This window comes from Sulfurospirillum sp. SCADC (assembly GCF_000743525.1).
In the GTDB taxonomy this organism is placed as follows: domain Bacteria; phylum Campylobacterota; class Campylobacteria; order Campylobacterales; family Sulfurospirillaceae; genus Sulfurospirillum.
This window is the reverse complement of the sequence record NZ_JQGK01000013.1, coordinates 60,818-81,603: the sequence shown is the minus strand read 5'-3', so window position 1 is coordinate 81,603 and position 20,786 is coordinate 60,818. Positions and strand designations below refer to the sequence as shown.

The following is a 20,786-nucleotide window of genomic DNA, read 5'->3' as shown; positions in this document are numbered from 1 at the left end:
CGTGCAACAAACTCTATGCGCGAACACGCATGATAGGAACATGCTAGACCATGCAAAAAAGCCTCATACAACTTCTTTTTACCTTTATGGTCATGGCTGGCTGCATTCTAGGATATCTCTCATTTAACCATTTTTGGCAACCTTTTGAGCACAAGATCAAAGATTTGATGCTAGAAAGCCGTGGAGAGATACAAGGCGATGAAACTATTGTGATCATTGACATCGATGAAAGAAGCCTCAAAGCACTCGGTCAATGGCCGTGGAGTCGGGATAAAATCGCAACGATTTTACACAATCTCAGCAACCTTGGCGTGGCGATGATTGGGCTCGATGTTGTGTTTGCCGAAGCAGATAATAGTTCGCCGCACAGAGTGCTAGCTAAGCTTGGATTGCCCTCCAACGATGTGCCCAATTTCGATGCCATTTTTGCCCAAACCATTGCAGAAACACCTACTATCGTGGGCTATCTTTTTGCGCTTGCACCCGATTCCATAGAGCCAGAAGGTCGCCCAAAATCCGCAGCAATCATCGTCGAACAAAATCGTCCAACGCACTCATCACTCATCAAACCGTATCGTGCTATTTTGAACACTCCACAAGTTCAAAAACAGGCGTATTCGAGTGGTTATTTCAACACGATTCCCGATAGCGATGGGATTGTGCGAAGCATCCCTTTGGTGATGGAGTACGATGGCGTACTTTACCCCTCTCTCAGCCTTGAGATGGCGCGTATTGCGCTGGGAGAGAAGAAAATCCGCATCATTTACGACAAGAGTGGGCTTCGTCAGATTGAGATGGGAGACCATCTCATCCCCACCGATTTTTTTGGACGCTTGATCGTCAATTACCGTGGAAGTCAACACAGCTACGAATACATCTCAGCAGTTGATGTTTATAACAACACCATTGATGCCTTACATGTAAAAGATAAAATCGCACTTGTGGGCACCTCCGCAGCAGGACTGTTGGATCTGCGAAGTACACCCTTTGATAGCGTTTACGCCGGTGTGGAGGTGCATGCCAACGCGATAGATAACATCGTGCATCACGACTACATCGCCAAGCCTATCTGGACGCGTGGGGTTGATCTTTTGAGCATCATCGTTTTGTGCCTCCTCACCTTTGCCATTTTGCTTCTTCCAAGTGCCTTTTTCAGTTTTATGGCGCTCATCGCACTCAATCTGATCATCGTTCTAACCCACTACTACAGTATGATCTACCAAGGCATTTTGTTCAATACGATTTTACCCCTAAGCGCAATCAACCTTCTGTTTATCATCGGACAAGCGATCAACTATTTTCTAGAGATCAAGCAAAAAGAGCTGATCAAACATAAATTTGCCAGTAAAGTCAGCCCTGCGGTTATGAATAACATCCTCGCAAGCAACGATGACATTTTACAAGGGGTGGAAAAAGAGATCACGATCTTTTTCTCTGACATACGAGGGTTCACCGCTATTGCAGAAGCAGCAGGCGATGCACAATCGCTGATTCATCTGATGAACGCCTATATGGATCCGATGAGCCAGATGATTATTCACAACGGTGGCACGGTCGATAAATTTATTGGTGATGCGATTATGGCGTATTGGAACGCTCCCATCAGCATGGAAGATCACGCCGATAAAGCCGTCCATGCAGCACTTGAACAGCTTCATTATCTACGCTCCCTCAACGCAAAGCTCAAAGCCAATCCCAAGTTTGCCCCCATTGCGTTGATGGCAGAAGCGCAGCATATCCCCATAATCGACATCGGCATTGGGATTAACACGGGTATTGCCATCGTCGGAGAGATGGGAACGAGCAGTCGCAGCGACTATACGGTTATTGGCGATGCGATCAACCTAGGCTCGCGTCTTGAATCGCTGTGCAAATACTACCATTCGCATCTTACGATTTCACATTTCACCAAAGCCAAACTCAAGGGTGATTACATCTTTCGCTTTTTGGATTTGGTGACCGTTAAAGGCAAACATGAGCCTGTTGAAGTGTGGCAGATTCACGATTTTGACACACCACAAGCAGAGCCCCTTTACGACGTAAGTTACGAAGCACTCCAAGAAGAGCTCAGGCTCCACCATGAAGCGATTGCCCTTTACCAAGAGGCACGTTTTGCTGAAGCGCTCGCACGTTTTGAAGCACTGAACCAAAGAGAGCATAAAACCAATGAAGCCATTTATGGCATTTATTGTGAGCGTTGCGCGCACTACATTGCCTTTCCGCCTCTTGCATTTAACGGTGTCTTTGTACACACGACTAAAGGATAAATATGAGTTTTATTCGCATTTTAGGTGCGCAAGGAAGCAGATCCCAAAACGCCTTTACCACCTGCATTCAGGTAAGTCGCCATACGCTGATAGATGCTGGCAATATTATGCACGCCTTAGGGGAAGAAGCTTTACATGTAAACCGTATTTTTTCCTCCCATGCCCACTTAGACCACATCATCGACACGGCATTTTTGATCGACCATTTTTTCACCAAACGCAGTGAAACGCTCTACCTCTACGGACTACTTCACACGATTGAAGCTTTACAAAACCATCTTTTTAATGACGTTCTTTGGCCCGATTTTAGTCACATTTATCTGCCAAATTCCACCACGCCTGCGCTCACTTATGTTGAAATAGAGCCCAATCAACCCTACGCCATTGAAGAGGGCATCACGCTCACCCCATTTTTAGCCAATCATACGGTGCCGTGTTGTGGTTACATCATCGAACAAAACGGTAGTAGCGTGCTTTTTTCAGGCGACACGTTCCAAAACGAAGCGCTTTGGCACAAGCTCAATGAAACGCCCTCCATCAAAGCACTCATCATCGATGTCTCGTTTCCCAACCACTGTGTCAAAATTGCGACCGAGAGCAAACACCTCACGCCCGAGTTTCTTAAACAAGAGCTCAAACAGCTCACCCGCACCGATCTTAAGCTCTACATCAACCATCTCAAACCGCTGCATGCGGCGTTGATTATTCAAGAACTTGGTGAGATTGGTATTCAAGAAGAGATGGTCTTACGTGATGGCGAAAGCATTGATCTCTCCTCTGGCGTACTGCATCGTCCTTTAAGCACTCCAAAAAATGATGAGCGCGTTCAAAAACTCACTGAAATTGGTACCGCCCTCTCAGCAAGTGAAAACCTTGATGTGCTCTTAGAGATGATCGTCACCGAAGCGAAAAATCTTACATATGCGGATGGGGGAACGCTCTATCTGCTGGAAAAAGAGCAGCTGCATTTTAAAGTGGTGCAAACCGACTCATTGGGCATTAAAATGGGAGGAACGAGTGAGAAAATCACATGGTCGCCACTACCGTTGCATCTTGAAAATGGTGCGCCCAATAAAGCAATGGTTGCGATTACCTGTGCGCTTGAAAACCGTTTGATCAACATCGCGGATGTTTATGAAGCCATTGGATTTTCTTTTGATGGCACGAAAAAATTTGACCAAGGTACGGGGTACCGCTCCAAATCGATGTTGGTTATTCCCATGCGAAACCATGAACAAGAGATCATCGGTGTGCTACAGCTGATCAATAAAATAGATGAGCAAACCCATGAGGTCACCTCGTTTGATCATGAAGATGAGAAAATCACCCTCTCGCTGGCATCCCAAGCCGCCATTGCCATCACCAACACTTCACTGATTCAAGGGCTTGAAACGCTTTTGGAGTCTTTTTTGAAAAGCATCCTCTTTGCAATCGGTAAAAAGTCGCCTTACACCGCCGGACACGTCAAACGTATGGTCAAACTGAGTGTCATGCTCGCCGAAGCGATTAACCACGACACAAGCGTCTACGCACACAAACACTTCAGCAGTGATGAGATCAAACAGATCAATTTTACTGCCCTGATGCACGACATTGGCAAACTCGCAACGCCTGAATACGTGATGGATAAAGCAACCAAACTCCAAACCTTGTTTGACCGCGTTGAGCTTGTCGAAAGCCGCATTCAGATGATCGAAAAAGCGTTACATGTAAAGTTTTTGGAAGATAAATTTGCCCTTTTAGAAGGTAACCAACAGGAAAATGTGAGCTCGCTTGAAACACAGTATCAAGCGAAGATTGCAACCTTGCATGCGGCGTCCAAACTGATCCAAACGAGTAATCATGGCGATACGCCCCTTAGTACTGAAGCCATAGCGCAGATTCAGACACTTTTAACGCAAACGTGGCAGATTGGCGATGAGACCTACACGATTTTAAGCAAGGATGAAGCGCATCATTTGAGCACTCAAAGTGGAACACTCACGTTTGAAGAGCGCGAAATTATCAATGCTCACGCCAAACTCAGCGTCGATATTTTAAACCGTCTCCCTTTTCCTAAAAAATACCGACAAATCCCTAAAATTTCAGGCAATCACCATGAAAAACTCAACGGCAAAGGCTATCCATTAGGACTTCAAGGCGATGAGATCAGCTTTGAAGCGCGCATCTTAGCCATTGCCGATATTTTTGAAGCTTTAACGGCGAGTGATCGACCCTACAAAGCAGGCATGCCTCTCTCGGTGGCGATGAAGATTCTTTTCACCATGGCACAAGAAGGCGAACTTGATTATAATCTTGTGAAATTTTTCTACACCTCAGGCACCTATTTAGCGTATGCCAAAGCGTTTTTACCACAGCGTAGCATCGATGAGATCGTTCTTGATTTTGAGACATCTTAGGGGCACGAAGGTCACTTTAACGATTTTTTAACCCGTTTTGGGTATAATCCTTAGTTCTACATTATTTAAAAAACAAAGGACTTCCCTTATGACCTCCGTTTTATTGGTTTTACAATTTGTATTAACCGCTATTTTAACTGTTTCTGTACTGCTTCAAAAAAGCTCCTCTATCGGTCTTGGCGCTTACAGTGGAAGCAATGAATCTCTTTTTGGTGCAAAAGGACCAGCAGGTTTCATGGCAAAATTCACCTTTATTGTAGGAATCTTGTTTATTGCAAATACGCTCACATTAGGTTATTTTTACAACCAAGATAAAAAAGTATCGATCGCTGAAGATATTAAAATCGAAAAAAGTGTTGTACCCAGTGTTCCAGCTCCTGTGACAACCGCTCCAGCAGCCCCTGAAGCTCCAACGTCTAAATAATCAGCATGAAATCTTTTTGGCTTGTGGTGTGTCTCAGTGTGATGATGTGGGCCGATGCCCATATCTTCATCTACCATCGTTTTAACGATGCCAGATACCCCACGACCAACACAACGCTTGAAGAGCTTCGAAAAGAGTTTGACTACTTTAAAAAAAATGGCTACGAAGTGATACCCCTTGAAAAACTGGTGAACGCCCTTCACGCTAAAGAGCCCATCCCCGATAACTGGGTCGTTCTTACCATTGATGATAACTACAAAAGTTTTTATGAGCATGGTTTAGCCCTTTTTAAAGAGTACAACTACCCCTTTTCGATGTTCGTTTATGTGGGAGCGACCGAGCAAAAATATGGCGATTATATGAGTTGGGAACAGCTCAAAGAGATAGCCAAATACGGCGCTTTAGAGTTTCATTCACTGAACCATCCGCATATGAGCGAACTCAGTGATGAAGCGCTTAAAAAAGATTTTGATGAAGGCTTAAGCCTCTTTGAAAAACGTCTTGGCATGAAACCGCGCTACTTCTCCTACCCGTTTGGTGAGTTTAGTCCGCGTGTGAAAGCCATCGCGCAAAGCTATGGATTTGAAGCGATTGTGAACCAAAACATGGGTGCGGTTGCAAGCTTTAGCGATCCGCTTGATTTAGACCGCTCTGCTTTGGTTGGCAAGAGTAATTTAGAGGGATTTTTAAAGTATAAAGCCCTTGAAACCACTTGGTTTAAGCCTAGCGTATTGCTCGAAGATGGCAAGCTTACCTCTTTACATGTAAAAGCGCAAACGAACGCTTCCAAAGGTGGCATTTACATCAGTGAACATGGGTATCAAGAGGTTCATTTAAGCGATGGCGTTTTTGAAGCTCAAATCAATAAAATACTCACCAAAGAGCGCACACGGGTGATTGTCTCCGTGGGCAACAAAATTTCAACGAAACTACTTGTAAAGGATAAATATGGAACTCAGTAAAATCTATGCTGAACAAAAAGAGCATATGGAAAAATGTATCGCAGCACTTAAACGCGACTTTATGACGATTCGCAGTGGTAAGGTCTCTACCACCATTTTAGACAACATTCATGTTGATTACTACGGCACACCAACGGGACTTAGTCAAGTAGCGACCGTTTTAGCCACCGATGCGACGACGATTACGATTTCTCCCTGGGAGAAAAAGATGCTCAGAGAGATCGAAAAAGCGATTATGCAAGCCAACATCGGGGTCAATCCGAATAACGATGGCGAAACCATTAAACTTTTCTTCCCTCCAATGACAACAGACCAACGTAAAGAGGGTGCCAAACAAGCCAAAGCCATGGGAGATAAAGCCAAAATCGCGATTCGCAATGTCCGTAAAGAGTCAAACGATCAAGTGAAAAAACTCGAAAAAGAGAAAATTATCACCGAAGATGGTTCTAAAAAAGGGCAAGATGAAGTCCAAAAAATCACCGATGCAACGGTTTCAAAAGTCGATGAGCTTGTCAGAGAAAAAGAATCCGAACTCCTAAAAATTTAAGGGCGACCATGCAAGTTGAAAAAATTTATAAAGACGCCAATGCCCTCTTAGAAGGACATTTTTTACTCAGCAGTGGCAAGCACTCACGTTATTATCTCCAAAGTGCGAAAGTGTTGGAAGATCCCAAAGTGGCGGAGCAATTAGCCGTTGCATTAGCCAAAATGATCAACGCTTCAAACCTACAAATCGACACCATCTGCTCGCCTGCTCTGGGTGGCGTTTTAGCAGGCTATGAGCTTGCACGTGCCCTTGGCAAACGCTTCATTTTTGCGGAGCGTGTGAACGGTGAAATGACAATTCGCAGAGGCTTTGAAGTCAAAAAGGGGGAGAAAATTTTGGTCTGTGAAGACATCATCACCACGGGTGGATCGGCGCTAGAAGCGGCAAACATCGCTGAAAGTATGGGTGGCGTGATCGTCGGATTTGCAGCCCTTGCAAACCGCGGTTTTTGCAAACGTGTGGGCAGTGATCTTGAGGGCAAGCCTACATGTAAACTTCCAAACGACGCACCATTTTTTGCGCTCGCCGATTTTGAATTTGACATTTACGAACCAAGTGAATGCCCTTTGTGCAAAGAAGGAAGCGTGGCAATTAAACCAGGCAGCCGAGGAAACTAAGCGTTCATGAGATGGAGACAGAGCAAAAGAGGGGCTAAAAAAGAGTTGAAAACCTCTTTGCCTTCCTACTCCATCGCACCTTTTACCCAGCGTTTTAAAGCCTTTGTGGTAGACTCTTTTATGCTTTTGATGCCAATTTTATACATTGTTTTTTATCTCATTTATGGCTCTCGTGAAGGCTTTGCCGCGCATATGCTTCAAGGGTGGCTTCTTATTTTGATTCCTTATGGCGCCCTTACCCTGCTGTTTCTCAAACGAAACGCTCAAACACCAGGCTACAAAGCGTATGACCTTGTACTGATTGATCTTAGCGGAAAACAAAAACTATCGCTCTTGCAACTCCTTGCACGTTATCTTTTCATGCTTTTGACCGCCTTCACGATCATCGGACTTTTTTTACCACTGCTACGCAAAGACAACCTAGCACTCTATGATATTTTAAGCCAAACCGCTCCCATTCCTAAATGATCTTTTTTAAAATCTCTGGCTTTTTCTTTGCCTACTTTTCGGTTACCAGTGTGTATGTCATCTTTATGCCTAAAATTTTACAAATACTCAATTACAGTGCACCTCAAATTGGAGCTATTTTCGCCTTGGCACCGCTGATGCGTTTTTTTGTCCCCTTTTTCTTTCTCAAACATTTTGAACTCACCCAAAAAGTCTTTTACACAGCGCTTGCTGGGGCGATTGTTGCCATTTTAATGTTCTATCCAACCATTCAACACTTCTACCTCTTTATGCTCCCCAATATGCTTCTGGGTGCCTGCCTTGGCATGATTTTGCCTTACATCGAAACCTACGCGATGGAGCATTTGCACAAAGAGCGTTTTGGAAGGTCACGTCTGTTTGGCTCGATTGGTTTTATGCTGATTGGCATCCTCTTAGCGCGTCACTTGGAAAACTACACCAACGGCTTGCATTACCTCCTCTTAGCCATCAGCTTGACCGCATTTTTTGCCTATTGGCTAACGCAAAACAATGCACACTTTACAGCTGAGCCACTCACAAACGAAGCGCCTTTTAACGTCTTACATGTAAAGTATTTTTGGATCAGTCTTTTTTTGATGCAGGTTAGTTTTGGAGGATTTTATAACTTCTTTACGATTTACGAAACAGCGCACGGCATCAGCCTTGAAATGACAAGCTATTTGTGGGCATTTGGCGTTATCTGTGAGATTGTGCTCTTTTATTTTCAATCCCCATTGCTTAAGCGTTTTAGCCTTCTATCACTTGTCAAACTGGGTGTTTTAGCAACGGCACTTCGTTGGTTTTTGCTCTTTTTATTTCCCTCATCGCTTTTTATCTCATATGCTTCACAATCCTTGCATGCCTTTAGTTTTGCCCTGCATCACACGGCAGCACTTAGCCTTTTGTACACGCTGTATGCGCATAAAAAACTAGCAGGACAGTTTTACTATGGCTTTTCGTTTGGTTTAGGAGGTTTTGTGGGAGCGCTGTTAGCGGGCTATTTTTACGGAGAGTATCTTTATTTGTATGCCAGTTTGGTGGCACTGCTCTCGTTTGGAAGCTTACTGCTTTTCAAGGTGAGAGAATAAAATTTTTAATGTAAATCGTCTCGATCTCATACCCAAACGTCTCTTCAAGCATTGCAATGAGCTCTTCTTTAAGACGATCTTTACCACTCACCGTTTCAAGTCCATTGGCATCCATCGTATTGAGATACTGCAAAACGGCATTGCGCACATTGTCCATATTGGCTTGAAGCTCTTTTTTGGTCGCATTGTTTCTCAGAACCAACGCAATATCGGCTTTTAAAATCTTATACTTTTGCGCTTTAATGTTGATAAAAATCGTATCAAGACTTAGCTCTTTGGTATTTTTGCTGACATTGTTAGCCTGCGTTGAGGGAGTTTTTTCATACGAAGATTGGCTACCATCGTCTTTAAGCATGTAATTAATCGTAAAAAATCCAAGAAGAATCAACAAAAAAATAAACCCTAGAGAGATTTTCAGTAGTCTTTCATTAAACATTTAACGTTTACTCCATAATTTTTCATTGAGCTTAAATTCAGTGACAATGTTCGTAATCATCACCAAAAGTTCACAATACGCTTTGATCGATTCAAATTCTAACAATGATCGTGCTAATATCGGCTCAAAGAGCGGTTTAGTGTAGTGCAGGGCTAAAAATAGCTTCGAATCCACAAACGAGAGATAAAGGGGTTTGTCGATTTTGTGATGAAAATCAACAATGCGCTCCATCAAAGCATGCGATAAAATATAGCGGCTCTCGATTGGATCATCGCCATACACCACAAAAAGCTTTTCAAACGCCACATGGTCAAGCTTGATAAGCGCTCCCCTGCTTGGATTCACGCCTTGCAACCATGTGCCGACAATGCCCAAATTTCGCTCAGCGACATCGGGAAGCACAACCACTTTGGAATGAAACGTTTTGTTAAAATCTGCCACAAAAAAAAGTCCTGAGAAGATGTCACTCCACTCCTCTTTACCGTTTTTGGTACGCACTTTTTTCTCTACATGTAAATCGCAAAAACGAATTTTTACCCCTTCGATCTCGCCACACACCAAATCTTTGCCCGAAAAACGATCATAGGCTTCCATAAAAAGCTCACTTTGGCGGTATGTACGCTCATCAATGGAATCCATTTTTGTGTAAATCAGCGAAGGGTCTACAAAGTGAATTATCTTCTCAATTACCAGATCTTTAAACAACGAACCATAACCGGCACGCTCATGACGATAGATAAACATAAAGATTAAAAAACCGCTCATGACACTGAGCAAAAAAGCATGCAAAGAAGTGAAAACATTCGTGCGACTCAAAACAAAAAAGAGCACGGTGCCCAACGTCACAAGCAACAACGCAGCTTTTTTAAGCGTAGAGAGTATGGCTAAGCGCTTCCCTTCCAATGCGTGAAGCGATGGGTACATCGACTCGTAGTAATAATCCAGCAATGATGAAAGACGTGGTTTCAACACTTACCTATTTTTGAAAAAGGTTTTTTACATCGACGTTGGAGCGTTCATGCTCAGGAATGCTAAAAACCTCTTTGCGCTCCAAGTGCATCAACCCAGCCATAAAATTGGTCGGGAACATCTCAATCGCATTGTTATAATCATTCACACTTTGATTGTAAGCGCGTCTTGCAGCCGAAATTTGCTCTTCCACTTCACTCAGCGTTGCTTGAAGGTTCAAGAAATTTTCATTGGCTTTGAGCATCGGATAGTTTTCCACCGCAACCATCAGAGTGCCTAGCATGGAAGAGAGCTGTTTCTCTAAGGCAATGGTTTCGCGGCTACCAAGGGAGTGTGTGGCAGCTTTTGTACGAAGTTCGGTGATCTTCTCAAGCGTGATGCGCTCATGCACCATATACTCTTGAACCGTTGCGACAAGGTTAGGAAGAAGGTCGTGGCGTTTTTTAAGAACGGCGTCAAGCCCTGCGTAAATGGTATCGACTTGGTTTTTTTTGGAGATAAGCGTGTTGTACATAAACACGACAAGAAGAAAAATGAGACCTGCAACAACCAAAAACGTTTCCATCGTAAACCTCCTGTATTGTTCAGAAATAATAGGATTTTGCCGCCATGATGGCGACAAAATCTTTACATGTAAAAACTTCTTAGCGACTCATACGTTTACGTTGGGTTGGATCAAGGTATTTTTTACGAATACGAATGTTGATAGGAGTTACTTCCACCAATTCATCGTTTTCAATCCACTCAAGTGCCAATTCGAGGTTCATTTTGCGTGGTGGAACGAGTTTAATCGCTTCATCCGCGCCACTACTTCTCACGTTACTTTGTGGCTTACCTTTAATGGGATTAACATCCAAATCATTCGGACGAGAGTGTTCACCAATAATCATACCTGCATATACTTTAACTTGAACATCAATAAAAAGGGTACCACGCTCTTGTAAACTAAAGAGTGAGTAACCCATTGCGGTACCGCTCTCCATAGAGATAAGCGCGCCATTTTTACGGTGTTCTACTTCCCCACTAAGCGGTCTAAAATCTAAGAATGAGTGGTTCATAACACCCTCACCTTTGGTATCGGTCAAAAATTGTCCACGGAAACCAATGAGTCCACGTGCAGGAATTTCAAACTCAATTCTGGTTTGTCCATCGCCTGTTGGGTTCATCGCTTTCATTTCCGCTTTTTTACGACCCAGTTTTTCGATAACCGTTCCAGTAAATTCATCAGGCACGTCAACAACTAAATGCTCATATGGCTCCATTTTGACGCCATTCTCTTCTTTGATAATAACTTCTGGACGCGCGAGAGAAAACTCAAACCCTTCACGACGCATATTTTCAGCCAAGATCGTGATTTGAAGTTCCCCACGTCCACTGACTTTAAATTTACCTTCGCCTGCGTTTTCATAACGCATTGCGATGTTTGTTTTCATCTCAGACTCTAAACGCTCATTGATTTTGTTTGATGTGACGTATTTGCCATCCAGTCCCGCAAATGGAGAATCATTAACCCCAAAAACAACGGAAAGGGTTGGCTCTTCGATGTGCAATGGATCAAGCGGCATTGGATTACTTGGATCAACCAAACTATCACCCACATCAAGGGTTTCAAAACCAGCAACTGCTACGATGTCGCCGCTTTCTGCTTCGTTAATATCAATTCTTTCCAAACCGTGAAAACCGATCAGTTTTGAAACACGTCCACGAACTTGTTCACCATCGGCTTTAGCCAGTAAAACAGTCTCATTTTTCTTAATCGTTCCGTTAAAAATACGCGCAATACCGATTTTTCCAACGTAGTTGTCATAATCAAGGGTAAAGACTTGCAGTTGAAGTGGATTTTCAGGTTTTCCTGAAGGGGCAGGAACATGTTTGAGGATGGTCTCAAAAAGAGGTTCAAGATTTTTGCTCTCATCGCTCATATTGTATTTGGCATAACCATCACGCGCTGCTGCATAAATGATAGGAAATTCGAGTTGATCTTCATTCGCACCTAGGGCTACTAAAAGGTCAAACACTTCATCAACAACACGCTCTGCATCGGCTGCTGGTTTGTCGATCTTGTTGACAACAACGATCGGGCAAAGACCAAGGCTGAGTGCTTTTTTAACCACGAATTTGGTTTGAGGCATAACGCCTTCTTGTGCATCAACCAGCAATAAAACACCATCAACCATTTTTAAAACACGCTCAACCTCACCACCAAAGTCGGCGTGGCCTGGAGTGTCGATAATGTTAATTTTAGTCTCTTTATAGCGAATAGCTGTATTTTTAGAAAGAATGGTAATGCCACGCTCTTTTTCAAGATCGTTGCTGTCCATGGCTCTTTCTTCTACTTTTTGGTGTGCTGTGTAGGTACCTGATTGTTTCAACAGCTCATCGACTAAGGTCGTTTTTCCGTGGTCAACGTGCGCTATCACGGCAATATTTCTAAACTCTTGCAAAAAATTCTCCTCGTAAACTTTGACTTTTACATCTTATAAAACGTACGTGATTGGTGTAGTTTGATGAAGTAAATATGCTTCATTATACCACGTTCTTGACTAAATTCAAAATTCCATTACATGTAAAGCATTTTTGGTGTTCACTTTTAAAAACTGGAATGAGTATTGCTTGTTAAAAGTGTGAAATTATCTCTAAACTAAATTGTAAGGCAATGATGATGCAAAATCTTCTCTCTTTTGTGCAGACCACAAGCGCGCTTCCCGTAGCTTCAGTATCGACAGAAGCGATGAAAAGCGAGAGTGGCGATGGCTCCTTTTCAGAGAGTTTTTTCTCCATGATTCTTGGACAGTATGCAAGTGAAGAAGCGCAAACAACACTGAGCGAAACAGCACTTCCGGTAACAACACAAGAAGAAGATACGCTTGAGCTTCTCAGCAGTGAAGGCGAAGCAAAAAGCATTGATGAACATTTATTGGAAGATCTTTTAAGTGTGGTAAGCACACTCCAAGAAGACCCAACAGCGACGGTGTTTCCAACACTCAATGCCTCTTCAAGTTTAGAAAAATTAGTAGCGAGTGAAACCACACGCCAAGAGTTTGCTAGCGTTAAAAACGTGAGTGACCTATTGGCATTATCGCAAAAATACAATCTTGGGTTGGGAAAACTGACCATCTCAACCGAAAGTGCTCAAAGCCTCCAAACCAAGTTTCCAACACTGGCTGAAAATAACTTTTTTGACGATTTGCAAACAGCTCTTACAACAGCCCAAAGCACGACTCAAAGTGATGTAAGCTTCTCTGCAACGGCTTCAAGTGTTATGAGCTTACTCGATAAACAATCCACGCAGACGCAAACCACATCGACTTCTGCGCCCTCGATGTTGAGTGAGCTTATCTCCAAAGAGAATTTAAGCACCCAAACCGATGTTAACGCAGAATCACTGGAAGTAAACGAAAAACAACAAATTGTAGAAGCAGTGCAAGAAGAGACAACTCAAGCCTCTACCAAGCCCTTAGATACGCTCCTTCAAAAAGTAACCAATGCGAATGAAACTAAAAAAACGCTCATAGCAGAAAATGCAAGCCTCAGTAACGATGATACCTCCGTGGAAACATCCACAACACGTGTCAATGAGATGGTCACTGAAACAGTAAGCACCGAAGAAGAGAGTATTGACAGTGTGTTAACCACTCTTAAAGCCGATAAAACGTCCGATGAAGCCGCAGAAGAAGAGATTGCACTCAGTCAAAAAACCGTAAGCAGTGAAGAGAGTGAAGTCACATCCACCTCATCAGAGGATTCACCCTCCACACTGGAGGTTAAAAATGATCTTAAAACAACGCTTAGACAAGAGATAACATCCAAAACAGCTACAATGAAAGAGAGCCTCAATCAATTTGCAAGTGATCTTCAAGAAAAGATTGATGCGTACAAACCGCCTATTATGAAGGTTGAACTCTCCTTAAGTCCTCAAAGTTTAGGCGATGTTGATGTCACGCTTTTAACCCGAGGCAACAATTTACATGTAACGATTTCGTCCAACACCAGCACGATGTCACTCTTTACGCAAAACCAAAATGATGTTAAAAGCGCTTTGATCAATATGGGCTTTACCAATTTAGAGATGAACTTTAGCGATCAAAACAACAAAGAACACGCCCAACAAAATCAAAAAAACAGTAGTGGAAGTTTGGATGAATTTACCACCGAATCCAATGAAGAAGAGACAACGCTCTTAGAGATTGTCATTCCTCAATATGTCTAAAATTAAAAAGGATCTATTATGGCAACAACCGGATATGAAAATCTTATTTCAGGCTCAAGCTCAAGCACCACAACGACCGCAAGTACGACAACCTCAACATCATCCTCTTCCTTAAGCAATGATGACTTTTTAACCTTGCTTGTCACAGAATTACAGTACCAAGATCCCACTGATCCTATGGATACAGAGACCATTTTGACGCAAACTTCGCAGCTAGCATCGATTGAAGCTGCTGAAAATACTGCCGATTCGTTGGATGCTCTCTCATCTCAACTCCAATCTTCCACCACCTTTAATGCGGTTTCTTCCATTGGTAAGATGGCAAGTTTAGGGTCTAACTACATTCCGTATGAAGGTAGTGGTGACATCTCTTTTGAGGTTTACTTCCCCAATGAAATTTCAGATGGAACCCTCACCATTGCTGATTCTAGTGGTAATGTCGTTCGTACCATCGACTTGGGCGATGAAGTCAAAGGTGAAAGTGGTATTGTTACTTTCACATGGGATGGACTCGACGATGAAGGCAATCAAGTAGATGAGGGCGATTACAGTGTGGGTGCAACATATGTTGATCCTGATGGCGCTTCTGATACAACGGTTTTAGGAGTTTATCCAATCGAATCGGTTTACTATGACGATGGCGTGATCAAGTTAAAACTTGGTTCGAATTATTATGAAATTGACGAAGTTGTTGAAATTTATGAACGCACGGGTGCATAAAAAGGATAGACCATGAATACCTCTTTTTACAACAGCATCTCTGGTGTGGTTAGTAGCCAATTCTATATTGATGTTGTTGGCAATAATATTGCCAATGTCAATACCAATGGCTTTAAAAGCAGTACGGCTGAAATTTCATCCCTTTTTTCGAGCATTCTCTCAAGCTCTACCGCCTCCACCAATGATATTGGTCTTGGGGCATCCAGCCAAGTGACAACACTCAATATGGCGCAAGGTTCGCTTCAAACAACCGATAATACATTTGACTTAGCACTTGAAGATGAGGGATGGTTTGGTGTTTTAGGCGCAGATGGGACAACGTATTACACCCGTGCAGGTAGTTTTTCACTGGATGGCAATGGCAATCTTGTGGATGGCGATGGAAACTATCTTTTGGTTACCCTCGGCGATAATATGACAGAAACAACCTTAGATGCAGAGACCCTTGAAGGATTTGGAACCACAGACACAACACAACAAGCCTACGCCATTACAGAAGTCGATGATGTGGCACTTGGAAGTGTAGGCGATCAAACTAAAGTCACCCTTCCTTTAATACTCTACTATCCGCCCGTGGCAACCACGGAAGCCTCTTATGGTGCCAATCTTGATCCGACCGTAACAGTGGATAGCGTTAACGTTGATTTAGATGCGGCGGATTATCCCTCAACCGTAACGCCGAGTACGACAGGAACCATTAGCCTCAGTGGTACGGTTTCAAATACAACGGCAGCACTTGACCCCCAAGAGGGCGATGTGGTTATTATCACCTTAACCGATGCAGACGGCTTGACACAAACGATCAATACCAAACTCGATGAAAATTTAGCGTGGTCTCTTTCCGATTACGATGTCAGTGGACTCAACACTTCATCGGATATAACCGTGACCTCTGCGGTACTTCAAACATCTCAAGAAGTTGCCAATAAAGAGCACTTTACAATGACCGTTATTGGACCCGATGGTGACAAAGATATTTTAGATATGACCTTTACCAAAGTGGTTCCGCAAGGCGAAGAGGGAACCACGTGGAATGCTGCTGTCAATATTTACAGCTATTACGAAGAGTATGACAGTACCAAAACATACGATACCTCTTTGTATTATGTCAACGAATCAACAAAAAAAGTATATGAGATTGTGGATTCACAAACGGGGGCACTCACCTTTAACAGCGATGGTTCCCTTACAAGTAACACGATTCCAACACTCAACAATGGAGGCACAGCTTTAACCTTAGATCTTGGAACCATTGATAGTTTTGATGGTATGATCTCAAGTACGAGTATTGAAAAATCCAATATCGCAGATTACAATGGCTCTGTAGAAGGGTACTTAACCGCTTATGATGTTGACGACAATGGCAATGTCGTTGCGACCTTTAGCAATGGAAAAAGTTCATCCGTTGCGAAGATTGCAGTCTATCACTTTCAAAATGACCAAGGCTTAACCCAAGTCTCCTCAACCCTTTTTGCAGAGTCTGCAAACAGTGGTAACCCCATTTTTTATACGGATGCGAATGGCAATACCATTTTAGGATCATCCATTGCCAATAAAACGCTTGAAACCAGTAACACCGACCTTGCCACCGCACTGACGGAGCTTATTATTGTTCAAAAATCATTTAGTGCGAGTGCTAAAGGCATTACGACCAGTGATGAGTTACTTCAAAATGCAATCAACATGAAACAGTAAGTATCGTCAAAGTAACCAAAAATAAAATGGAATAAAAATTGCTTTTAAAAAATACAAATACCCCCTAAGAAAAGATTAAAGGATACGCTATGATGAGAGCACTCTGGGCCGGCGTTACCGGATTACAAGCACACCAAATTGCAATGGATACAGAATCCAATAACATTGCCAACGTTAATACAACCGGTTATAAATATTCTCGTGCAAATTTTGCAACGCTTTTAAGCCAAACAACCTCTATTGCAACATCGCCAACCGGCACACTGGGTGGACAAAATGCAACACAAATTGGTCTTGGAACCACCATCGCTACGGTATCAAAGATTTTTTCGCAAGGTTCTATCGAAACCACCGATAAAACCACCGATCTAGCCATTAGCGGCTCTGGTTTTTTCGTTGTCTCTCCGGATGCTGGAACCACATACAAATATACCCGTAATGGCGATTTTGAATTTGATGCCGATGGTAACTTTGTGGATGGCAATGGCTATATCGTTCAAGGTTGGCTCAAAGATGAGTCAACGGGACTGATAGATACAACCTCCCCTATTACGAACGTTACCATTGCTCCAGGACTAACCACACCTGCAAGTGCTACCACTAAAGTAACCGTTAAAGCAACCCTTGATTCGGGAACGAGTGTAGGAACCAATAAAACATCGATCTATTCACTTGACTCCAACAGTGGTTGGGTTGATACCAATGGGGATGGTGTTAGGCAAACAACGGAAATACACAATGAAGACGATACAGGCGATAATATTTTCGACACTGATTCGGATCTGATTGAGCGTGGTGTAGACTTTAGCGTTCTTTTTGATTCTGATGGTGAAGCACTTGGTGTGACCGAAGGTCAAGGTATGTGGGTCAGTTACGCCACGGCTAAAACCAGTTTTAATATTACAGCAGATACGTCCGGTACCACCACCATTAATATGACGATCAATGGTACAACGATTAGTGGTTCTATCTCATCTTCAGATGATGATGATGTTGCTGCTTACATTGCAAGCTTGATTAATGCACAAAAAGCTTCTACGGGGGTTGAAGCAACCGTAAGTAGTGGCAATAAAATTACCTTAAGTAATGATAACTCAACCGGAACAACAGACGCAACCAAAAATATTAAATTAGTTCAAGGAAGTACCAACAGTGCCGTAGGAATCACTGACACTGAAGTTAATACCGCTTACCAATATACCTATACTAGCTCCGCTTCATCATCCAATCCTAGTTATGATGATGGTGTTGCAAGAACCTTTACCACCACGGAAGATTTAAGAGACGCCATGCAAACCGATGCCAGACTCTATGTCGATTACACAGGAGATGGCACTGCTGATCTTAATGATGGTGCCTCTGTATCCGTCAATACTTCAGGACAATTTGTCATCTCCAATCCAACAGGCGATGCGTATAATACGGATGATGGTGATTATATTGAAACCGAAATTGTGACAGAAGCTAAATTTAATGAACTTTTAGAAAGCTCTTCACTCACCTTACCAGAAGATTCTGTCTTACCTGCAGGAGATTATACCTTTACAACCGATGTTACAATCAATGGTACAACTTACGCCGCTGGCGTAACACATACATTTGCAACAGCTATCACTTTAGACAGTGCCGTAACAATTCCACAAGGCACAACGGCTGATTTTATTCCAGCTGTAACCACCATAGCACTTCTTGCTGGAACCAATACGGCGCAAGCGACGTTTACAGAGACCTCTTTAAATTATGCCTTAACCAATAAAGATATTGCCCTTTCCAGTGGTTCAATACTGCCTGCAGGCGATTATACCTTTAATAATGATGTTGTCATTAATGGTGTAACCTATACAGCAGGAACCCATACTCTCTCTGCTACAACATTGAGCAGTGACCTTACCATCCCTCAAGGCTCATCTGTAGCATTTGCCTCTACTTCAAGTACAGTGACACCGGGTGGTGATTTTGGGCTTTATTTAACCGTTACAAACTTGACCAATGCCACCAATAGTGTTTCTGCCAATAGTGATCTAACCGCCATCTTTAGTGCTCTTCAAGGAACACTCTCTGCTGGATCAACCACGCGAACATCGGGTGATCTTTATATGGCATCGTTGTCATCTACAACCGATATTTATGACTCTTTGGGTTCAAAACACACTTTGACAATCAATTATGTTAAAACAGGAACGACCAGTTCAGGTGGTACTGAATGGTCAATGACGATCTCTGTTCCCGAACCAGGTGAGCTTAACTCAGGCGTTTCGCCTGAAAATATTGTCACAGGTACCATTAGTTTTAACTCCGATGGCTCTTTGGCAACCTACTCTCCAAGAACACTCAACTACACCGCCAATAACGGCTCAACCGCCAACCAAGCCATTAGCCTCAATATGGGAACACTGGGACAATTTGACGGTCTGAAAAGTCTTGATAATGACTCTAGCACATCAAGTATTACACAAGACGGTTATGCAGGTGGCGATTTATCGGGCATTAGTGTTGATGAAACGGGTACTATCATCGGTAGCTTTAGTAATGGTTACAGCTTTGCACTTGCTCAAGTGGCTATGGCAACCTTTACCAATGAGAGTGGTTTGGAAAGTGATGGCGGTAACTGCTATATTGCGTCAACTAACTCTGGTACGGCAACCGTTGGTCAAGCAAGCACAGGGACAAAAGGCTCCATCCAATCCAGTGCTTTAGAGATGAGTAACGTCGATCTTTCGCGCTCACTCACGCAGTTGATCGTTATTCAAAGAGGGTACCAAGCCAACTCCAAAACGATCACAACCGCCGATGAGATGCTCAATACGCTTCTTCAACTCAAATAGATTTTTTAGCTTACATGTAATACAATGAGTCCCAAAAAACTTGGGACTCAACCACATGAAAATCACACTCAACCACTACACTCCCCTGCTCATTTGTGCCGATGCGATTCGTACCTGCTGGCAAAGTTTTGACAAAAGCGACGAAGGCGGACAAAAAGACAGAGAACTCATCGACCGCGTTGGTAATAAATTTAAACACGCTTCAACGCTTGAGCATTTGGTGTATAACTTCTACATTGAAGGCGTATCGCGTGCACTTCTTCAAGAGCTCGCACGTCACCGTATGGCGTCACTCTCCGTCAAGTCAACACGTTACACACTTAAAGAATTAAAGAACGAAGAAATCTTTACATGTAAAGATTTTGAGCGTGCTTCAAAATACTTGGTTTTAACGGGTGTGGAGATGGTTGATGAGATGAGTATCCGCGCGCTTGAAAACCTTCGATTAGTGCTCGTACAAGGCATTAGCAACGATAAAGCCAAATACTGCCTTCCAGAAAGCTATAAAACCGAACTCACATGGACAGTAAACGCTAGGAGCCTTCAAAACTTTTTAACATTGCGCAGTGATAAAAGTGCACTTTGGGAAATTCAAAATTTAGCCCATGCCCTTTACGATGCTCTTCCTGAAGAGCATAAATACCTTTTTACGATCAACGAACCCTCTTAACTCACTTTAACCCTTTGGGCATGCGTAATGGCGATAGCTATTGCATCGGTAATGTCCAAGGGTTTAATCTCTTGTTTAATCCCTAAAATCTTCTTCACCATAAACGCAACCTGCTCTTTAGCTGCTTTTCCATTGCCCGTTACGGCTTTTTTAACTTGGAGTGCAGTGTATTCACTAAAATTACCAATCGTTTGTAAAATTTTCAGACTCAAAGCTCCACGAAATTGTGCTAATTTAATCACCGTTTGAGGGTTATACGCGTAAAAAATATCTTCAATCGCCACTTCATCAATAGTATGATGTTTCAAGATCGTATCGATTCCTTCAACCAATTCCATAATCTGATGTTGGAGTATTTTTTCTTTAATTTTAATCAGTCCCGCTTCAATGAGAACAAGACTATTTCTCTCTTTTTTAAGAATTGCATAACCGCAATTCCGTGTGCCTGGATCGATTCCTAAAATAACCACTTTTTTCCTTTATTCACAG

General features: G+C 42.9%; 18 protein-coding genes. 13 read left to right on the top strand and 5 right to left on the bottom strand.

Going from position 1 to position 20,786, the window contains the following annotated elements; all coding sequences use genetic code 11:
- The first annotated feature begins 50 nt into the window (after nt 1-50).
- The 8 genes from JU57_RS09350 (at nt 51) to JU57_RS09315 (ending at nt 8,772) form a co-directional block, all read left to right on the top strand.
- Entirely contained in the window at nt 51-2,267 is a 2,217-nt protein-coding gene (locus tag JU57_RS09350; RefSeq protein WP_037960063.1) for an adenylate/guanylate cyclase domain-containing protein, read from the top strand.
- Between the two features lie 2 nt (nt 2,268-2,269).
- Nucleotides 2,270-4,666 (top strand): HD domain-containing phosphohydrolase, encoded by a 2,397-nt coding sequence (locus tag JU57_RS09345; protein ID WP_037960060.1) that lies wholly within the window; start codon nt 2,270-2,272, stop codon nt 4,664-4,666.
- A gap of 88 nt (nt 4,667-4,754) precedes the next feature.
- Complete coding sequence (gene secG / locus JU57_RS09340) at nt 4,755-5,090, top strand: preprotein translocase subunit SecG (RefSeq protein ID WP_037960056.1); 336 nt, start codon at nt 4,755-4,757, stop codon at nt 5,088-5,090.
- 5 nt (nt 5,091-5,095) lie between these two features.
- Nucleotides 5,096-6,052: a polysaccharide deacetylase family protein gene (locus JU57_RS09335; RefSeq protein ID WP_037960055.1), complete on the top strand. Its 957-nt coding sequence runs from the start codon at nt 5,096-5,098 to the stop codon at nt 6,050-6,052.
- Nucleotides 6,039-6,599 carry a ribosome recycling factor gene (gene frr / locus JU57_RS09330; protein ID WP_037960053.1) on the top strand — a complete coding sequence of 187 codons (561 nt, stop codon included), beginning with the start codon at nt 6,039-6,041 and terminating at the stop codon, nt 6,597-6,599. The genes JU57_RS09335 and frr overlap by 14 nt, the downstream gene beginning before the upstream one ends.
- Nucleotides 6,600-6,607: 8 nt before the next feature.
- On the top strand, nt 6,608-7,216 hold the full coding sequence (pyrE, locus tag JU57_RS09325) for an orotate phosphoribosyltransferase (protein WP_037960050.1): 609 nt from the start codon (nt 6,608-6,610) through the stop codon (nt 7,214-7,216).
- A 6-nt stretch (nt 7,217-7,222) separates the two neighbouring features.
- Nucleotides 7,223-7,684 carry an RDD family protein gene (locus tag JU57_RS09320; RefSeq protein ID WP_051906767.1) on the top strand — a complete coding sequence of 154 codons (462 nt, stop codon included), beginning with the start codon at nt 7,223-7,225 and terminating at the stop codon, nt 7,682-7,684.
- Nucleotides 7,681-8,772 (top strand): MFS transporter, encoded by a 1,092-nt coding sequence (locus JU57_RS09315; protein ID WP_037960048.1) that lies wholly within the window; start codon nt 7,681-7,683, stop codon nt 8,770-8,772. The genes JU57_RS09320 and JU57_RS09315 overlap by 4 nt, the downstream gene beginning before the upstream one ends.
- Here the strand turns inward: JU57_RS09315 and JU57_RS09310 are convergent.
- The 4 genes from JU57_RS09310 to typA form a co-directional block, all read right to left on the bottom strand.
- Entirely contained in the window at nt 8,756-9,208 is a 453-nt protein-coding gene (locus tag JU57_RS09310; RefSeq protein WP_037960047.1) for a flagellar basal body-associated FliL family protein, read from the bottom strand. The two genes, JU57_RS09315 and JU57_RS09310, sit on opposite strands and share 17 nt — an antisense overlap.
- Complete coding sequence (locus JU57_RS09305) at nt 9,209-10,177, bottom strand: DUF3137 domain-containing protein (protein ID WP_037960046.1); 969 nt, start codon at nt 10,175-10,177, stop codon at nt 9,209-9,211.
- A gap of 7 nt (nt 10,178-10,184) precedes the next feature.
- Nucleotides 10,185-10,742: a LemA family protein gene (locus JU57_RS09300; protein WP_037960043.1), complete on the bottom strand. Its 558-nt coding sequence runs from the start codon at nt 10,740-10,742 to the stop codon at nt 10,185-10,187.
- Between the two features lie 79 nt (nt 10,743-10,821).
- Nucleotides 10,822-12,621, bottom strand: coding sequence for a translational GTPase TypA (gene typA / locus JU57_RS09295; RefSeq protein WP_037960042.1), 1,800 nt, complete (start codon nt 12,619-12,621; stop codon nt 10,822-10,824).
- A 218-nt stretch (nt 12,622-12,839) separates the two neighbouring features.
- On the opposite strand from typA, the gene JU57_RS09290 reads away from it, so the two are divergent.
- The 5 genes from JU57_RS09290 (at nt 12,840) to thyX (ending at nt 20,297) form a co-directional block, all read left to right on the top strand.
- Nucleotides 12,840-14,387 (top strand): flagellar hook-length control protein FliK, encoded by a 1,548-nt coding sequence (locus JU57_RS09290; protein WP_037960038.1) that lies wholly within the window; start codon nt 12,840-12,842, stop codon nt 14,385-14,387.
- A gap of 18 nt (nt 14,388-14,405) precedes the next feature.
- Nucleotides 14,406-15,107, top strand: a complete 702-nt coding sequence (locus tag JU57_RS09285) for a flagellar hook capping FlgD N-terminal domain-containing protein (RefSeq protein WP_037960035.1) — start codon at nt 14,406-14,408, stop codon at nt 15,105-15,107.
- 12 nt (nt 15,108-15,119) lie between these two features.
- The gene (locus JU57_RS09280; protein WP_037960033.1) at nt 15,120-16,802 is read left to right on the top strand and encodes a flagellar hook-basal body complex protein; all 1,683 of its coding nucleotides are present in this window, start codon (nt 15,120-15,122) and stop codon (nt 16,800-16,802) included.
- 92 nt (nt 16,803-16,894) lie between these two features.
- Nucleotides 16,895-19,627: a flagellar hook-basal body complex protein gene (locus JU57_RS09275; RefSeq protein WP_294876970.1), complete on the top strand. Its 2,733-nt coding sequence runs from the start codon at nt 16,895-16,897 to the stop codon at nt 19,625-19,627.
- Nucleotides 19,628-19,682: 55 nt separating this feature from the next.
- Entirely contained in the window at nt 19,683-20,297 is a 615-nt protein-coding gene (thyX, locus tag JU57_RS09270) for an FAD-dependent thymidylate synthase (protein ID WP_037960027.1), read from the top strand.
- On the opposite strand, the gene ruvC is transcribed toward thyX, so the two are convergent.
- Nucleotides 20,294-20,767 carry a crossover junction endodeoxyribonuclease RuvC gene (gene ruvC / locus JU57_RS09265; RefSeq protein WP_037960023.1) on the bottom strand — a complete coding sequence of 158 codons (474 nt, stop codon included), beginning with the start codon at nt 20,765-20,767 and terminating at the stop codon, nt 20,294-20,296. The genes thyX and ruvC overlap by 4 nt on opposite strands.
- Nucleotides 20,768-20,786: the final 19 nt, after the last annotated feature.

Bases quoted from the DNA above. Each gene is read 5' to 3' on its own strand.
- JU57_RS09285 (WP_037960035.1), top strand. From the start codon at position 14,406: ATGGCAACAACCGGATATGAAAATCTTATTTCAGGCTCAAGCTCAAGC.
- JU57_RS09275 (WP_294876970.1), top strand. From the start codon at position 16,895: ATGAGAGCACTCTGGGCCGGCGTTACCGGATTACAAGCACACCAAATT.
- JU57_RS09290 (WP_037960038.1), top strand. From the start codon at position 12,840: ATGCAAAATCTTCTCTCTTTTGTGCAGACCACAAGCGCGCTTCCCGTA.
- frr (WP_037960053.1), top strand. From the start codon at position 6,039: ATGGAACTCAGTAAAATCTATGCTGAACAAAAAGAGCATATGGAAAAA.
- JU57_RS09320 (WP_051906767.1), top strand. From the start codon at position 7,223: ATGAGATGGAGACAGAGCAAAAGAGGGGCTAAAAAAGAGTTGAAAACC.
- pyrE (WP_037960050.1), top strand. From the start codon at position 6,608: ATGCAAGTTGAAAAAATTTATAAAGACGCCAATGCCCTCTTAGAAGGA.
- JU57_RS09310 (WP_037960047.1), bottom strand. From the start codon at position 9,208: ATGTTTAATGAAAGACTACTGAAAATCTCTCTAGGGTTTATTTTTTTG.
- JU57_RS09300 (WP_037960043.1), bottom strand. From the start codon at position 10,742: ATGGAAACGTTTTTGGTTGTTGCAGGTCTCATTTTTCTTCTTGTCGTG.
- JU57_RS09345 (WP_037960060.1), top strand. From the start codon at position 2,270: ATGAGTTTTATTCGCATTTTAGGTGCGCAAGGAAGCAGATCCCAAAAC.
- JU57_RS09315 (WP_037960048.1), top strand. From the start codon at position 7,681: ATGATCTTTTTTAAAATCTCTGGCTTTTTCTTTGCCTACTTTTCGGTT.
- secG (WP_037960056.1), top strand. From the start codon at position 4,755: ATGACCTCCGTTTTATTGGTTTTACAATTTGTATTAACCGCTATTTTA.
- thyX (WP_037960027.1), top strand. From the start codon at position 19,683: ATGAAAATCACACTCAACCACTACACTCCCCTGCTCATTTGTGCCGAT.
- JU57_RS09350 (WP_037960063.1), top strand. From the start codon at position 51: ATGCAAAAAAGCCTCATACAACTTCTTTTTACCTTTATGGTCATGGCT.
- JU57_RS09335 (WP_037960055.1), top strand. From the start codon at position 5,096: ATGAAATCTTTTTGGCTTGTGGTGTGTCTCAGTGTGATGATGTGGGCC.
- JU57_RS09280 (WP_037960033.1), top strand. From the start codon at position 15,120: ATGAATACCTCTTTTTACAACAGCATCTCTGGTGTGGTTAGTAGCCAA.